The sequence below is a fragment of the Actinomadura sp. WMMA1423 genome, from assembly GCF_006547145.1.
Lineage (GTDB): Bacteria > Actinomycetota > Actinomycetes > Streptosporangiales > Streptosporangiaceae > Spirillospora.
In genome coordinates this window covers 7660044-7673679 of the sequence record NZ_CP041244.1, presented here as the reverse complement: position 1 = coordinate 7673679, position 13636 = coordinate 7660044, and the positions used below count along the sequence as shown (strand labels likewise).

Below are 13636 nucleotides of genomic sequence, written 5' to 3'. Positions count from 1 at the left end.
CTAGGTCAGCGGCGCGGGGGCGGGGCGGTCCAGGTGGGAGATGTCGTTGAAGCCGCGGACCGACGCCATGCCTCCGAGCCTGACCAGGCGTGAGATCGAGCCGTTGTCCGCGCCGAGGAACGCGAACGGCCGCGCGCCGGTGGCGGCCGCGAGAGCCTGCGCGATCACCCCGCCGTGGGTGAACACGGCGATCCGGCCTCCCGCGTGCGCCGCCGCGAGCCGGGCGAGGCCCTCCTCGACGCGCGCCGCGAACACCTCGTTCCCCTCCGCCCCCGGGATGACGTCCCATCGCTCTTCGGCGAACATCCGCTGTGCCACCGGATCGTTCTCGGCGACCATCCTGCGGAACAGCCCGCCCTCCCACTCGCCGAGGTGGACCTCGCGCAGGTCGCGCTCGACCCGCGGCTCCAGCCCGAGCCGACGGGCGAGCGGCGCCGCCGTCTGCGAAGTGCGGCGCAGAGGCGTCACGTAGATGGCGTCCAGGCGCTCCCCGGCGAGCCGCTCGCCCACCCGTTCGGCCTGCTGCCGTCCCTCTGGCGCGAGCTCGGGGTCGCCGTGGCCGTCCAGGAGGGGGAACGGCCGGTCCGGGCGCGCGGGCGCGGAGGCGCCGTGCCTGACCAGCAGCAGTTCGGTGGCGCCGTCCGGCGCCCTGTACGGCGTCTGCCGATACTCCGCCGGCTCATCCCGCTCGTCCACGCTGGGCACCCTAGACGACCGATTCATACAGCTATTAGTGGGGTGCGGTCATCGCGCCCCAGGCGAGGCGTGGGTCAGCCCAGCAGCGGGGCCACGCGGTTCACCTCCTCCTTGAGGGGCGTGGCGGGGATGTCCTCGAACGGGGTCACGGCCACCTCGCCACCCGCCGGGTCCCAGACTCCGGCGACGCGTCCCCCATACAGGACGACCGGGGAGATCCACCCTGCCGCCCGGCTCACCCTGCCCCTGTGTTCGGCCGGTACCAGGTAGGTCGCGCCCGTGCCCGCGCCCAGGATGTACTGGTCGAACCCGCCGAGCAGCCGGACGGACGTGCTGGGCTCGGTGTCGAGGAGTTCGTCCACGTGCTCGCCCAAGACGTGCATGGGGGCGCCCTCGACCTCGACGGTGGCCAACCCCTCCTCGGCGGCGGCGAACCACGCCCTGACGTCCTTCTTCCGGCTCTGCTTGCGCATCAGCCAGTTGTCGAACATGTCAGGGGTCGCGGGCCCGTGGGCGCCCAGGTAGGCGTGGATCACGCTACGGGCGGCGTCGTCCATGGAAGGCAGGCCCGCCCAGCCTGGCAGCCATCGCGCCGGAGACGTGAACGTCACCTTGGTGCCCTGGGGCGGTCCGTAGCAGAGCACCCCCCACCACGCCAGCGGCTTGAGCAGCGTGCCCCAGCCGGAGCCGAGCACCTCCGCGAGGTGCCGCGAACCCGTCTCGTCGACGACGGCGCGCGTGAGTTCCTCGCGGGTGAGCGCCGCCCCACCCGACAGGGCGTCGGCGGCGGCCGCGGCGATCGCCTCCAGGTCGGCCGGCGTGGTGCCGAAGGTCCGCTGCCAGGCCCCCTTCTCCCAGTTGCGGATGGACGAGCACAGCTTCAGATGGGCGCCGGCCTCGTCCGCCGGCAGGAGGTGGAGGGTGCCGCGCGCCGCCCACGTCTTGACGAGCGTCCGCTCCTCCAGAAGGGCCCGCGGCACCTCGCCGGCGACGGGCATCCGCTGACGGACGGCGATGGCCAACTCGGCGGCGGACGCCACCTGTGCCTGCACGCCCGCCAGCCGCCGGGCGACCTCCACCGCGGACGCGTCCTCCGCCCGTTCGACGAACTGCCGCCGCATGCGCCAGGCGAGGACCTGCTCCCACGTCACCGAGGCCATGCCCCGATTAAAGCGCGGCCCACCGACACCGCGCCGGGCAGAGGGTGCGGCCGGTCAGGCGAGACGGTGGGTCAGCTCGCTGAAAGCGTCCCGGACGTCGTCGGTGGTGAGGAGCGTCAGGTCGGCGGCGGTCGCCGCGGAGCCGAGGCGCGCCGCCCGGAGCGCCCTGCACGCGCACGCCTTCTCGTACATGGAGCGGGCGAAGCGTCCGTTGCCGAGCTCGTCGATCCGGCCCGTGCCACATGCGCGCTGGAACACGAGGGCCAGGTCGTCCAGGGCGCGCTCCTCCCACTCGTCACCGCCTTGCTCGGCCATGAGCTGGGCTATGCGGAGCAGTTCGTCCGGTCCGTAGGAGGGGAAGTCCACGCGCAGGTCGAAGCGGGAGGCGAGCCCGGGGTTGGAGGCCAGGAACCGGGTCATGTCGGCGTCGTATCCGGCCAGGATGACGACAAGCCGGTCGCGGTCGTCCTCGGCCCGCTTGAGCAGGGTCTGCACGGCCTCGGCGCCGAACGCGTCGCCGCCCGAGTACCCCGGGTTGCTCAGCGAGTACGCCTCGTCGACGAACAGGACGCCCCCGAGGGCCGAGTCGATGACCTTGTTCGTCTTCAGCGCGGTCGCGCCGAGGTGCTCGCCGACCAGGTCGGCGCGCTGGGCCTCGACCACCTCCGGGCGGGCGAGCAGCCCGAACGCGGCGAAGATGCGGCCGAGGACCCGCGCGACCGTGGTCTTGCCGGTGCCCGGCGGGCCCGTGAAGACGAAGTGGCGGGTCGGGGGGCGGGTGACCAGGCCCTGCTCCTGCCGCATCCGGGCCACCTGCAACTGGGCGGCGATCTCGCGGACCTGCCGCTTCACCGGTTCCAGCCCGATCATCGCGTCGAGGGAGCCGAGCGCCTCGTCCAGCGTCGGGGTCTCGGCGTAGCCGCGGAACCGCTCGGTGACCTCCGCGAAGGCGGCCTCCACGTCCTCGGCGCGCACGGTGACCAGGTCGTCGGCGGTGGGGCGGGCCGGTTCACCCGACGACGAGACGGCCTCGACCACGCGCACGTCCCGCGCGCGCGCCGCCGCCTCGGCCAGCGACCGGACGAACCTGCCGTTGCCCAGGGCGTCGATGATGCCGCGCCGCTCGACCTCCTCGAACCGGGCGGCGAGCCGTCCGCGGGCCTCCGCGTCGAGCCGGTCTTCGCGCAGGACTGTGTGGTAGTCGGCGATCTGCAGCAGTTCGGAGGGTCGGTAGGACGGGAAGTGGACCCGCGTGCCGAACCTGGAGGCCAGCCCAGGATTGGAGTCGAGGAACTCCTCCATCTGGGTCTCGTACCCCGCCAGGATGATGACGAGGTTGTCGCGGTCGTCCTCGGCGCGCTTGAGCAAGGTCTGGACCGCCTCGTCGCCGAACCGGTCGGGCTGCCCTTCGGCTGAGTTGACCAGGCTGTACGCCTCGTCGATGAACAGCACCCCGCCCAGGGCCGAGTCGACGAGCCGGTTGGTCTTGAGGGCCGTCGCGCCGAGGAACTCACCGACGAGGTCCGCGCGGTGGGCCTCGACCAGGGCGGGTTCGGGCAGGAGCCCGAACGCGTAGAAGATCTTGGCCAGCACCCGGGCGACGGTGGTCTTGCCCGTGCCGGACGGTCCGACGAAGACGAAGTGCCGCATCGGCTTCTCGGTGGGGACCCCCGCCGCGGCGCGCATGTGCGCGGCCTCGATGGACGCGGCGATGGACCGGACCTGCCGCTTGACCGGCTCCAGCCCGATCATGTTCTCCAGTTCGGCGAGCGCGTCCGCCACGGAGATGTCGGGGCGGTCCGTGCGGCGCTCGGGAGGCGCCTGGCGATCGGGGACGGCACCGGACTCGGCGGCCTGCGCCGCGGCGCGCTGGTGCTGGAGCCCCTGCGCGGCGGTGGCGGCGGCGTCCTCGCCGGAGCCGCGCCGGTCGGGCCTGCTCTGCTTGTCAGGGCGTTCACGCTTCTCCGGGCCGGAGGGGTTCTTGCGCGGCGCCATGGCGTCCCCCTTCAGGCTCGCCTGCTCCTGGACCCAGCCCGTCTCGTAGGCCTCCGCGGGAACGGTGCGTCTCGCCCGGTCCCAGCGATATGCGAGGACGGCCAGGGCCGCCAGCCAGCCCGGCGTGACGCTCGCCTCCGGCAGCGGGTGGGCGCACGCCGCCGTCGCCACGCCCGCGGCGGCGAGCCCGAGGAGCGTCGTGCGCCACGGCGCGTACCCGCGCAGGCGGAAGGCGACGAACGCGACGGGGACGGCGAGCAGGCCGAGCAGCAGCATCGGGCTCAGGTACGGCGGATTTCCTTCGTCCGGGTAGAGCCCGCCCAGAGGCACCGATAGGGCGAGCCAGGCCAGGATGACCGCGCCGACGGCCATGCCCGTGGGCGAGCGGAGCGTCAGGTGGACGACGAGCAGCAGGATCACCGTAAACGCCGCCGCGCCGAGGATCGGCCCGTCCAGGAAGACCGTGGCCACCAGCACGAGCGCGACGAGCAGCACGGCCCCCAGGAACCTCAGCCCCGGAGTGATCTGGAAGTAGCGCCACCTCAGGCGCTCGAAAAGATCCCGCGCCGCGGCGTTCTTCGCCGGGCGGGAGCGCGACCTGCCGAACAAAGCCATCAAAGCGAGTAAAGCGCAGGACCGCCCGGAACGGGACTCCCCGTGCCTTGTTCGTTGTCTCGCATCGAGCCTGCCTGCTGCGTCGCGGTGCCCGGGCCGCAAATGGGAGTCGGACAATTGTCCTGTCCAGAAGTGGAAGTCTCACTCTGCCGCGGCTCCGCTCCCCCGGTCTCCGGGCACGGGGAGTGGCGCGGCTCTACGATCGGTGACGCAGGTCGTCCGCCGTCTAAGGAGACCCCTTTGACCGACTCCACCGGTGCCCTCCCGGGCCTGGTCCCCTCCCCTGCCGCCGCCACGGGCGCCGCTCGTGCCGCCTGCTACGAGATCGAGGAGGAGCTGCTGGCGGCGCCGTCCGGAAGCGGCCGTCCGGTCGTGATCGCGGGGGTGGACGAGGTGGGGCGCGGCGCATGGGCGGGCCCCGTGGTGGTGTGCGCGGCGGTCACCGACCTGAGCCCGCCTCCGGTCCTGCCCGGGCGCGGGAAGAGGACGATCGCGCTGACCGACTCCAAGCTCCTCACGGAGGCCCATCGCGAGTCGTTCGCCGCGATCCTTCCGGGGTGGCTCTCGGGGCACGCCATAGGCGCGTCCAGTCCTGAGGAGATCGACGAACTCGGCATGACCGCCGCGCTGAGGCGCGCCGCCATCCGCGCGTTGGACGCGCTTCCCGTCCGGCCCGATGTGGTCATCCTCGACGGCAAGCACGATTTCCTCAGCCGCCCCTGGCGCGTCCGGTGCGAGGTCAAGGCGGACCAGAGGTCGGTCACCGTCGCGGCCGCGTCCGTGTTGGCGAAGGTCCACCGCGACCGGCTCATGGCGGAGTTGGACGGCGAGTTCCCCGGTTACGGGTTCGCCGACAGCGCCGGGTACCCCTCACCCGTCCATCAGGAGGCCCTGGAGGAGCACGGGCCCACGCCGCACCACCGGTTGTCGTGGTCTTACCTGGACGACCTCCCACGCTGGCGCCACATGAAGAAGCACCGCGACCCGGCCGCCGGGGAAGGACAGCTCAGCCTCCTGTGAGCCGGTGCAGGAGTCATCTCCGGCGGCTCGGGTACAGCGGCGGACACGGGAGGTGGATGCCATGGATGCCGTCGTCAAGAAGCTGCTGCGGGAGTCCGGCGGGACGTTCGCCGAGGAGGCCGGCATAACCCTGAAGGACCAGCCCGCGGCACTGTTCAAGCTGCTCGTACTGGCCAACCTGCTGAGCGCCCGGATCTCCTCCGACATCGCCGTCGCCGCCGCCCGCGAGCTGTTCGGGGCCGGGGGCGGCACGTCGCGCGGCATGGGCAGGCTGACCTGGCAGGAACGCGTCGACGCGCTCGGCCGGGGCCACTACGTCCGCTACGACGAGAGCACCGCGTCACGCCTGGGCGACACGGCGGAAATGGTCGAGGACAAGTACAAGGGCGACCTGCGGCGCCTCGCCATCGAGGCCGGGCGCGACCCCCGCAAGGCGGCGGAGTTGCTGCGGGAGTTCCCCGGCATCGGCCCGACCGGGGTGGACATCTTCTGCCGGGAGGCGCAGGCCATCTGGCCGTGGCTCCGCCCTTACGTCGACGGCCAGGTGAGGAAGGGCGCCGAGCGGCTCGGCCTGCCCACCGACCCCGAGAAGCTCGCCTCCGAGGTGCCGGAGAAGGACATGGCGCGGCTCAGCGCGGCCCTGGTCAGGGTGGCCCGGGACAAGAAGCTCGCCGAGCACCTGAAGGCCGCGTAAGCGTCACCGGGCGGCGCGGCTGGGTGATCACACGGTCGTTCGTACGACCTGTGGCGGGCCCGGGACGGGCGGCAGGAATCAGCCGAGTCTCCGGGCCCGCTCAGGACACCTCACGTTCCGGGTCGCTCAGTCCTTGCCGCGCGCGGCGACCCACTCCAGGTTCCAGCCGTACGCCTGGTCGACCGACATCTTGCCCCAGCGCGGACGGCCGGGCGGCGGCAGGATGAACCGGCCCTCGCGGCGGACGACCAGTTCCCCGTTGACGTTCTCGATGAGCGCCAGGACCGCGTCGCGGGAGGCGTCCATGCAGTCGTCCATCCGCATGTCGATCGGCGGCGCGCCCACCGGGAACAGCGTGGCGACCGCGTCCAGGCCGCGGAAGTCGTCCGCGCCCTCGTAGATCTCGGCGAACACCAGGATCCGCTTGAAATCGGCCGTGTGGTCGAGGTTGATGTGGAGGTTCTCCCCCGACTCGATCGCGCCGGTGCGGTCGTCCTTGTCGAGTTGGATGTAGGGCGGGCGGTCGAGGGCGCCCATGTCGCCGAGCGCGTGGATGATGCCCTTGCGGCCGTCCTTCAGCTCCCACAGGCAGCACAGGTCGAGGTCGAGGTCGACGCCGCGGCGGCGCTTGCCCAGACGTCCCTTCGCGGCACCCTCGCGCGCCGTCCAGTTGAGGTTGACGCGCATGTGGCCGCCCCGTGCGCCGTGCTTGGTGAGCGACACCGACGGCGCGTTCTTCGTCAGGGAGATCTTGCCGCCCTGCTGCTGCGGCGGCGCGGCCCCCTGGGGAGGCGGCGGCGCGTACTGCCCGGGCTGCGGCGCGTACTGGCCGGGCTGGGGCGCGTACTGGCCTGGAGGCGGGGCGTACTGGCCGGGCGGCGGCGGGGGCGTGTACTGCCCGGGCGGGGGCGGAGGCGTGTACTGCCCGGGCGGAGGCGGATACTGGCCGGGCTGCGGGGTGTACTGCCCGCCCACAGGGGGCGGCGGCGCGTACTGGCCGGGGGGCGGCGGGGGCGTGTACTGCCCGGGCGGAGGCGGAGGCGTGTACTGCTCCTGCGGGGCGGGCGGCGCCGGCGGGGGCGGGGCCTGCGGCTGCGGCGGCGCGGGCGGCGGCGTGGCCTGGCCGGGCTCGTCGACGCTGATACCGAAGTCGGTGGCCAGCCCGGCGAGCCCGGTGTCGTAGCCCTGGCCGATCGCGCGGAACTTCCACGCGCCCTGCCTGCGGTAGAGCTCACCGAGCACGAACGCCGTCTCGGTGGTGGCGCCCTGGCTCTCGAAGCGGGCGACCTCCGTCCCGGCCGCGGCGTCCACGACCCGCACGTACAGCCCCTGGAACTGGGAGAACGTCCCGCCGTCCGAGGACGCCGCGATGACGATCTTGTCGATGGCGGGCTCGACCCGGTTCAGGTCGACCGCCAGGACGTCGAGGACGGTGGGCCCCTGCCGCTTGCCCTCGTGCCTGACCGCGCCCGACCCGTGCACCGGCTGGTTGTAGAAGACGAAGTCGTCGTCCGACCGCACCCGGCCCGTCTCCGCCACCAGGAGCGCCGAGGCGTCCGCGTCGGGCACGCCGGGCCCGCTCTGCCACCCGAGCTCGACCCGCACCGAGGGAACCGGAACCGCCGTGTTGGCGCCCTTCTGCATCGACATAACGCTCCTCGTCATCGACCGTTGCCACCAACCTAGAGGCAGTCGCCCGGCCCCGCGACTGCCACGAGAGGAGGACGCACGGCGGCACCGCGGAGTTCCGCTCCCGGGCGGCGCGGCCTCACCCGGACGAGTCGGTGGGCGGCGCGCCTGGAAGCGGCACGGGTTCGGGGGTGCGAAGGCCGTCCAGGACGATCCGGAGGTTGCGGTCCCACTGCTGCTCACCCGCCTGCAGGCCCACCGTGTGCTCGCCTGTGGAGACCGAGACGAGCAGGAACGCGACGTCCTGCCATGTGACGTCCGCGCGCATGGCACCGGCGCCCTGGGCCCGCTCCACGAGGAGGCGGATGCGTTCGCGCAACTCCGCGCGCGCGTGGTCGACTCCCCCGCCCAGCGTGTGGTTGATGTCGCAGAGTTCGTTGCGCAGCCGCGTGTAGGAGGCCGCGAAGTCGCAGAAGCCCTCCCAGGGATCGGGGGCGGCGAGCCCCTCGTCGCCCTTGGCGGCGATCTCGCCGAGCACCTCCGCCAGGACCGCTTCGAGCAGCGTCTCCAGCGTGCTGACGCGGCGGTAGAACGTCCCGACGCCCACCCCCGCCCGGCGCGCGATGTCGTGGGCGGTGACCTCCCCGCCGACCTCGACGGCCGCCTCGCGCGCCGCCGCGACGAGACGCTCCACGTTGCGCCGGGCGTCGGCCCGCGGGCGGCGGCCCGTGCCGTCGTCCAGCAGCCGGTCGACGGCGCTCCTGGTACCGCTCATGAACCGGATTCTAGCCACAACCGGACGACTCTCGTCCGATTTAAATGGACAACCGGCGTCCGCTTGCGCTAGCTTCACCGAAGCGGACGCGACCGGTCCGCTTGACGAAGGGACCGATCATGGCATCCGGACACGGAGGCTCCCCCGCCATGAAGATCACCGCGCTCGCCGCGGGCTTCGTGCTGGCGAGTGTGGACGCCACGGTCATGCAGATCGCCGGGGCGACCGTCCAGGACCGCCTGCACGCCCCGCTGAGCCGCCTCACCTGGGCCGTCGACGGCTACGTGCTGACTTTCGCGGCCCTGCTGATGCTCGCGGGCGGGCTCGCGGGGCGGCTCGGGGCCCGGCGCGTCTACCTGTGGGGCATGGCGGTGTTCCTCGCCGCCTCGCTGGCCGCTGCGCTCGCCCCGACGATCGAGGTCCTCATCGCGGCCCGGCTCGTCCAGGGCGCCGGCGCCGCGCTGTTCATGCCGAGTTCGCTGGCACTGCTGGTCGAGGCGTTCCCCGACCCGCGGCGCCGGGCCCGCGTGCTGGGCCTCTGGTCGGCGACCGTGTCGTCGTCCATCGCACTCGGGCCGACCGCCGGCGGCGTCGTGGTCGGCGCGCTCGGCTGGCGCGCCATCTTCCTGATCAACGTGCCGCTCGCGGTCGCGGGCATGGCGCTGGCCCGCCGCTACATCGCCCCCGTCCCCGGCCGCCCCGCCCCGCTCGCCGTCCCGGGCCACGCCGCGCTGGTCGCCGGGCTCGGCGCGCTCAGCTTCGCCCTGATCGAGGGGCCGCACCGCGGCTGGACCTCCCACCCGGTCCTCGCCGCGATCGCCATGGTGCTGGTCACCGCCGTCCTGCTGCCCCTCCGGGAGCGCCGCGCCCGGACCACCGTGATGCCGTGGCGGCTGTTCCGGGGCCCGCGCTTCACCGGCGCCAACACCGTGGGCTTCCTGTTCAACGCCGCCTTCTTCGGGACGCTGTTCCTGGTCGGCCTGTACTTCCAGCACGGCGAGGGCGCCGGTCCGCTCAGGGCGGGCCTGATGGTCCTCCCGCTGACCGTCTTCCTCCCGCTCAGCAACCTGGCCTTCGCGCACCTCTCCGCACGCGTCCCGACCGGCCGCCTGCTGATCGCCTCCCTGACGCTGGCCGCGGCGTCCTCCTTCGCCCTGACCACGATCGGCCCGGCCAGCCCCTACTGGACGACCGCGGCCGCCCTCGCGGCGACCGGCATCGCGGGCGGCATCACGTCCCCCGCCATGACGGCCGTCATGGTCGACGCGGCGGGCCCCGGCAACGGCGGCGTGGCCGGCTCCGTCCTCAACACCGGCCGCCAGACGGGCACCCTCATCGGCATCGCGGCCGTCGGCGCCGTCCTCGGCGCGTCCACCGACTGGACGACCGGCGCCGCAGTGTCGTTCTCCCTGGTCGGCGCCGCCTATCTCGCCGCCGCACTGGCCGCCTGGCGCCTCATCGCCCGTCCCGAGCGAACCGGAGGGCGAGAACGCCGCGCCGTCCCGGAACCGGCCCCCCCCTGCTCCCACCCCCAGACCGCCTGAGGATCCGACCACCGCGAAGGCAGGCGCAGAACGCGACCGGCACAACCATCCCGGCGGAGACGTCCACGCGAAAGCAGAACAAACCGCCACACACCTAGCCCAGGGAGAACGCGGCATGTCGAAGAAGGAACCCGAGCGGACCGCGACGGAATCAGGGGACTCGAGCCGTCCAGGCGGTGGTGGAGAACTTGTCGGCCACGTACTTGAGAGCGAGGCGCCGCTCGTCATCGGTGACCCGGTCGTCGGACAGGCCGTAGCGGTTGCGGAAGTGGGCGATCATGCGGTCGATGACCTGTTCGCGGGGCAGGCCCGTCTGGCGGCGGAGCGGGTCCACGCGCTTGACGGCACTGGCGATGCCCTTGTCGGAGATCTTCTCCCGGCCTATGCGCAGCACCTTCAGCATCTTGTCCGCGTCGATGTCGTACGCCATGGTCACGTGGTGCAGCACGGCGCCCGCGGCGAGCCTCTTCTGGGCGGCGCCGGCGATCTTGCCGTGGTCGGAGGTGATGTCGTTCAGCGGCTGGTACCAGGCCCTGACCCCGAGTTCGCCCAGCGCGCCCAGCACCCAGTCGTCGAGGAACGCGTAGCTCTCCGCGAAGGACATCCCCGCCACCAGGCTCTCCGGCGCGTAGAGCGAGTAGGTGATGGTGTTGCCGGGCTCGATGAACATCGCGCCGCCGCCGCTGATCCGGCGGACCACCTCCACGCCGTGCCGCTCGGCCTCACCGGCGTCGACCTCGTTGCGCAGCGACTGGAAGCTGCCGATGACCACCGCCGGCGACGCCCACTCCCACACCCGCAGCGTGGGCGGGCGCCGTCCCGCGCCCACCTCCTCGGCGAGGACCTGGTCGAGGGCCATGTGCAGGGCCGGCTCCTGCGGCGGCTCGTGGATCAGCCGCCAGTCGTGCTCGCGCCAGTCGGACGCGCGCGCGACGGCCCGCCGCACCGCGATCCCCACGGCCTCGGCGGTGATGCCGAGCATCACCGTGTCCCGCGGCAGCCCCGCCTGCACACGCGCGCCGATCGCCTTGGCATCCAGCCCGGCCGGCAGCCCGTCCAGCGCGGCGTTGATCGCCTCGAGGGCACCGTCCGGTTCCAGGAAGAAGTCACCACTGACCCGCGGCCCCCGCAGCAGCCCGTCCACGACCTCGACATCGGCGACGACCAACTTGCCACCGGGCACCTTGTACTCACCGTGCATCACGTAGAACTGAACCCCACCCCCCCGCCCCCGATTCCACCACCCCCGGACACACAGCCCCCCGGCCAGCACGGCAACCACCAGACCCGCGACAAACAGCACAACAACGACCGACGCAAAGGCGCGCGCCCGTGCAGCAACAACCGCTACGGCCGCAGGCGCCCCTGGTGGGGCAGTCAGCACGTCCGCGGCAGGCACGGGTGACGGAACCGGTACATCACCAGGCGGCGCAGGGAGGGCGGTGCTGCGGCACGCGACGAACGGTTCACCGGCAGGCACCCTGCCGGTGAACAACAGACGGGGCTACCACGGCCGCCAGCGGCCCGGCGGCCCCCGAAGCTGCGGGCCCGAAGCTGCGGGCGGCACGGCGGCGAGCGGCCGGCACCAGGGATGTAACGAACGGTGCAGCGGCCGGCAACACGACGGCGAACGGCAGACCGGGCACCCGCAGGCGCCGGTGAGGCGGCGGGCACCGGGACTGCGGACACCAGGACTGCGGGCGATGCGGAAACGGGCCCGCCGCCAACCCGCAAGCGGACGCCGGTAGCGCGGCGGCGGGCGATGCGGCGGCGGGCTGGGCGACCGCGGGTGGGGGCCACCGGTGGGGGGCGGCTGCGGGTGGGGTGGCGGGCGCCTGGTGGGCGGTGAGGCAGGGGGATCGGGCGTGCTCGGCCGCAGCGGTTGTGCGGCGGGTGGGGCGGCGGGGGGTTGTCGCTGGCGTTAGTGTTCCGGGGACCGACCAGTGGAGGGGGCATGCCGAGACCGGGAAGGCCTGTGCGCGGCTCGACCGGCGGCCGCCCGCTGATGGCCGCCCTCGACCTCTTCGGTCGCCGCTGGACGCTGCGCATCGTCTGGGAGTTGCAGGACGCGCCCCTCGGCTTCCGCACCCTCCAGCAGCGCTGCGACGACATGTCGTCCAGCGTCCTGCGGCAGCGGCTCCTAGAACTGATCGACGCGGGCCTCGTCCACCAGACGCCCGAGAACCTGTACGCCCTGACCGGGCTGGGCCGTGACGCCCGCGAGGCGCTCCGCCCGCTGTCGCAGTGGTCCGATCGCTGGGCGGCGGCGCTCGACGAGACCAGCGGCTGACACATCCCTCCTTGCGCTTCGGTTTTAGAAGCATCACACTGCTTCTAAAATCGAAGCATGCTGGAGGCCGCCATGCCACGCATCGCCCCGCTCGATCCCCCGTACGCCCCCGACATCGCGACCGCCCTCGCCAAGTGGATGCCGCCGGGCGCCGCACACGACCCGCTGGTCCTGTTCCGCATCCTGCACCGAAACCCCGAACTGGCGTCCCGCATGCGTGTGCTCGGTGCCGGACTGCTCGCCCACGGCCGCCTCCCCGTCCGGGACCGCGAGATCGTCATCGACCGGACCTGCGCCCGCGCCGGCTGCGAGTACGAGTGGGGCGTCCACGCCGCGGCGTTCGGCGAGACCGCGGGGCTCGACCCGGAGCAGATCCGCGCGACCGTGTCCGGCGACGGCGCCCCCTGGCCGCCGAAGGAGCGCCTGCTACTGAGCGCCGTCGACGAACTCCACGACTCGGCCCGCGTATCCCCCCGGACATGGGACGCTCTCGCCGAGCACTACGACGAGCCGCAACTGCTCGAACTTCTGGTGCTCGCCGGCTGGTACCGCGCCATCAGCCAGCTGATCAACTCACTGGAGATCGCCAACGAGCCCTGGGCCCCCGCCTTCCCCACCTGACGGCGGCGACGAGCCAGCGGACACGCCCGGTCCCAACCACGTAAGCCCGTCCCCCACCTACGCCGTCCCGACCACACACGCCCGGTCCCGACCAGGCACGCCCAGGCCAAGACTGGACACGACGGGTCGGGCAGGGACGGCGAACCACCGGCACCGCAGGCCGGGTGGACACAGCAGACCAAGCGGACATGGCGTGCCCGGGCGGACCCGACAGGCTGAACGGACACCGCGAGCTGAGCGGGTACCGAGAGGCACGGCGGGCACGACGGACTGGACGGACTCCGCGAGCCGGGCGCACAGCGGGCCGGGTGGCCGTGGACGCAGCAGGGCCAGCAAGCACCGCGAGCCAGGCGCACAACGAGCCCGACGAGCCGGACGGACACCAGGGGCCGGGCGGACACGCCAGGCCAAGCGGACACGGCCCGCCCGGGAGGCAGCGCGAGCCGGACGGGCGCGACGGGTCGGGCAGGGACAGCGGGCCAAGCGGCACTGCGGGCCGGGTGGAAACAGCAGGCCAGACGGATAAGGCGGACGCGGCCGAGGCGGGCCCGGCTGGTCGGTCGGACACGACGAACTGCACGGGCGCCGTGGGCCGGG

11 protein-coding genes are annotated in these 13636 nt (G+C 73.1%); 5 read left to right on the top strand and 6 right to left on the bottom strand.

Translation table 11 applies throughout. The features are described 5' to 3' along the window. The 3 genes from FKD65_RS35580 to FKD65_RS35570 all read right to left on the bottom strand — a co-directional run bounded on the left by FKD65_RS35580 (window position 1) and on the right by FKD65_RS35570 (window position 4466). Window positions 1–696, bottom strand: coding sequence for a histidine phosphatase family protein (locus FKD65_RS35580; protein WP_141583121.1), 696 nt, complete (start codon window positions 694–696; stop codon window positions 1–3). Between the two features lie 74 nt (window positions 697–770). Continuing rightward, window positions 771–1856 (bottom strand): winged helix DNA-binding domain-containing protein, encoded by a 1086-nt coding sequence (locus tag FKD65_RS35575; RefSeq protein WP_141583119.1) that lies wholly within the window; start codon window positions 1854–1856, stop codon window positions 771–773. Between the two features lie 54 nt (window positions 1857–1910). Beyond that, window positions 1911–4466: an AAA family ATPase gene (locus FKD65_RS35570; protein ID WP_141583117.1), complete on the bottom strand. Its 2556-nt coding sequence runs from the start codon at window positions 4464–4466 to the stop codon at window positions 1911–1913. 270 nt (window positions 4467–4736) lie between these two features. Between FKD65_RS35570 and FKD65_RS35565 the strand changes: the two genes are divergently transcribed. Then, entirely contained in the window at window positions 4737–5486 is a 750-nt protein-coding gene (locus FKD65_RS35565) for a ribonuclease HII (protein ID WP_168221455.1), read from the top strand. Between the two features lie 61 nt (window positions 5487–5547). After that, window positions 5548–6180, top strand: coding sequence for an endonuclease (locus FKD65_RS35560; protein WP_141583114.1), 633 nt, complete (start codon window positions 5548–5550; stop codon window positions 6178–6180). Between the two features lie 126 nt (window positions 6181–6306). Here the strand turns inward: FKD65_RS35560 and FKD65_RS35555 are convergent, their stop codons facing one another. Together FKD65_RS35555 and FKD65_RS35550 are read right to left on the bottom strand one after the other, a co-directional pair. Further along, window positions 6307–7830: a TerD family protein gene (locus tag FKD65_RS35555; protein WP_141583112.1), complete on the bottom strand. Its 1524-nt coding sequence runs from the start codon at window positions 7828–7830 to the stop codon at window positions 6307–6309. A 118-nt stretch (window positions 7831–7948) separates the two neighbouring features. After that, a complete protein-coding gene (locus tag FKD65_RS35550; protein ID WP_141583110.1) occupies window positions 7949–8584 on the bottom strand; it encodes a TetR/AcrR family transcriptional regulator in 636 nt (211 codons plus the stop codon). Between the two features lie 119 nt (window positions 8585–8703). On the opposite strand from FKD65_RS35550, the gene FKD65_RS35545 reads away from it, so the two are divergent. After that, entirely contained in the window at window positions 8704–10128 is a 1425-nt protein-coding gene (locus FKD65_RS35545; RefSeq protein WP_141583107.1) for an MFS transporter, read from the top strand. A gap of 151 nt (window positions 10129–10279) precedes the next feature. On the opposite strand, the gene FKD65_RS35540 is transcribed toward FKD65_RS35545, so the two are convergent. Next, window positions 10280–11329 (bottom strand): biotin/lipoate A/B protein ligase family protein, encoded by a 1050-nt coding sequence (locus FKD65_RS35540; protein ID WP_141583105.1) that lies wholly within the window; start codon window positions 11327–11329, stop codon window positions 10280–10282. 753 nt (window positions 11330–12082) lie between these two features. On the opposite strand from FKD65_RS35540, the gene FKD65_RS35535 reads away from it, so the two are divergent. Then, entirely contained in the window at window positions 12083–12418 is a 336-nt protein-coding gene (locus FKD65_RS35535) for a helix-turn-helix domain-containing protein (protein WP_240809758.1), read from the top strand. 57 nt (window positions 12419–12475) lie between these two features. Further along, window positions 12476–13039 carry a carboxymuconolactone decarboxylase family protein gene (locus FKD65_RS35530; protein WP_240809757.1) on the top strand — a complete coding sequence of 188 codons (564 nt, stop codon included), beginning with the start codon at window positions 12476–12478 and terminating at the stop codon, window positions 13037–13039. The last annotated feature ends 597 nt before the right edge of the window (window positions 13040–13636 follow it).

Coding starts and splice junctions, on each gene's coding strand:
- FKD65_RS35575 (WP_141583119.1), bottom strand. CDS start 1,856: ATGGCCTCGGTGACGTGGGAGCAGGTCCTCGCCTGGCGCATGCGGCGG.
- FKD65_RS35570 (WP_141583117.1), bottom strand. CDS start 4,466: ATGGCTTTGTTCGGCAGGTCGCGCTCCCGCCCGGCGAAGAACGCCGCG.
- FKD65_RS35560 (WP_141583114.1), top strand. CDS start 5,548: ATGGATGCCGTCGTCAAGAAGCTGCTGCGGGAGTCCGGCGGGACGTTC.
- FKD65_RS35555 (WP_141583112.1), bottom strand. CDS start 7,830: ATGTCGATGCAGAAGGGCGCCAACACGGCGGTTCCGGTTCCCTCGGTG.
- FKD65_RS35550 (WP_141583110.1), bottom strand. CDS start 8,584: ATGAGCGGTACCAGGAGCGCCGTCGACCGGCTGCTGGACGACGGCACG.
- FKD65_RS35545 (WP_141583107.1), top strand. CDS start 8,704: ATGGCATCCGGACACGGAGGCTCCCCCGCCATGAAGATCACCGCGCTC.
- FKD65_RS35540 (WP_141583105.1), bottom strand. CDS start 11,329: ATGCACGGTGAGTACAAGGTGCCCGGTGGCAAGTTGGTCGTCGCCGAT.
- FKD65_RS35535 (WP_240809758.1), top strand. CDS start 12,083: ATGCCGAGACCGGGAAGGCCTGTGCGCGGCTCGACCGGCGGCCGCCCG.
- FKD65_RS35530 (WP_240809757.1), top strand. CDS start 12,476: ATGCTGGAGGCCGCCATGCCACGCATCGCCCCGCTCGATCCCCCGTAC.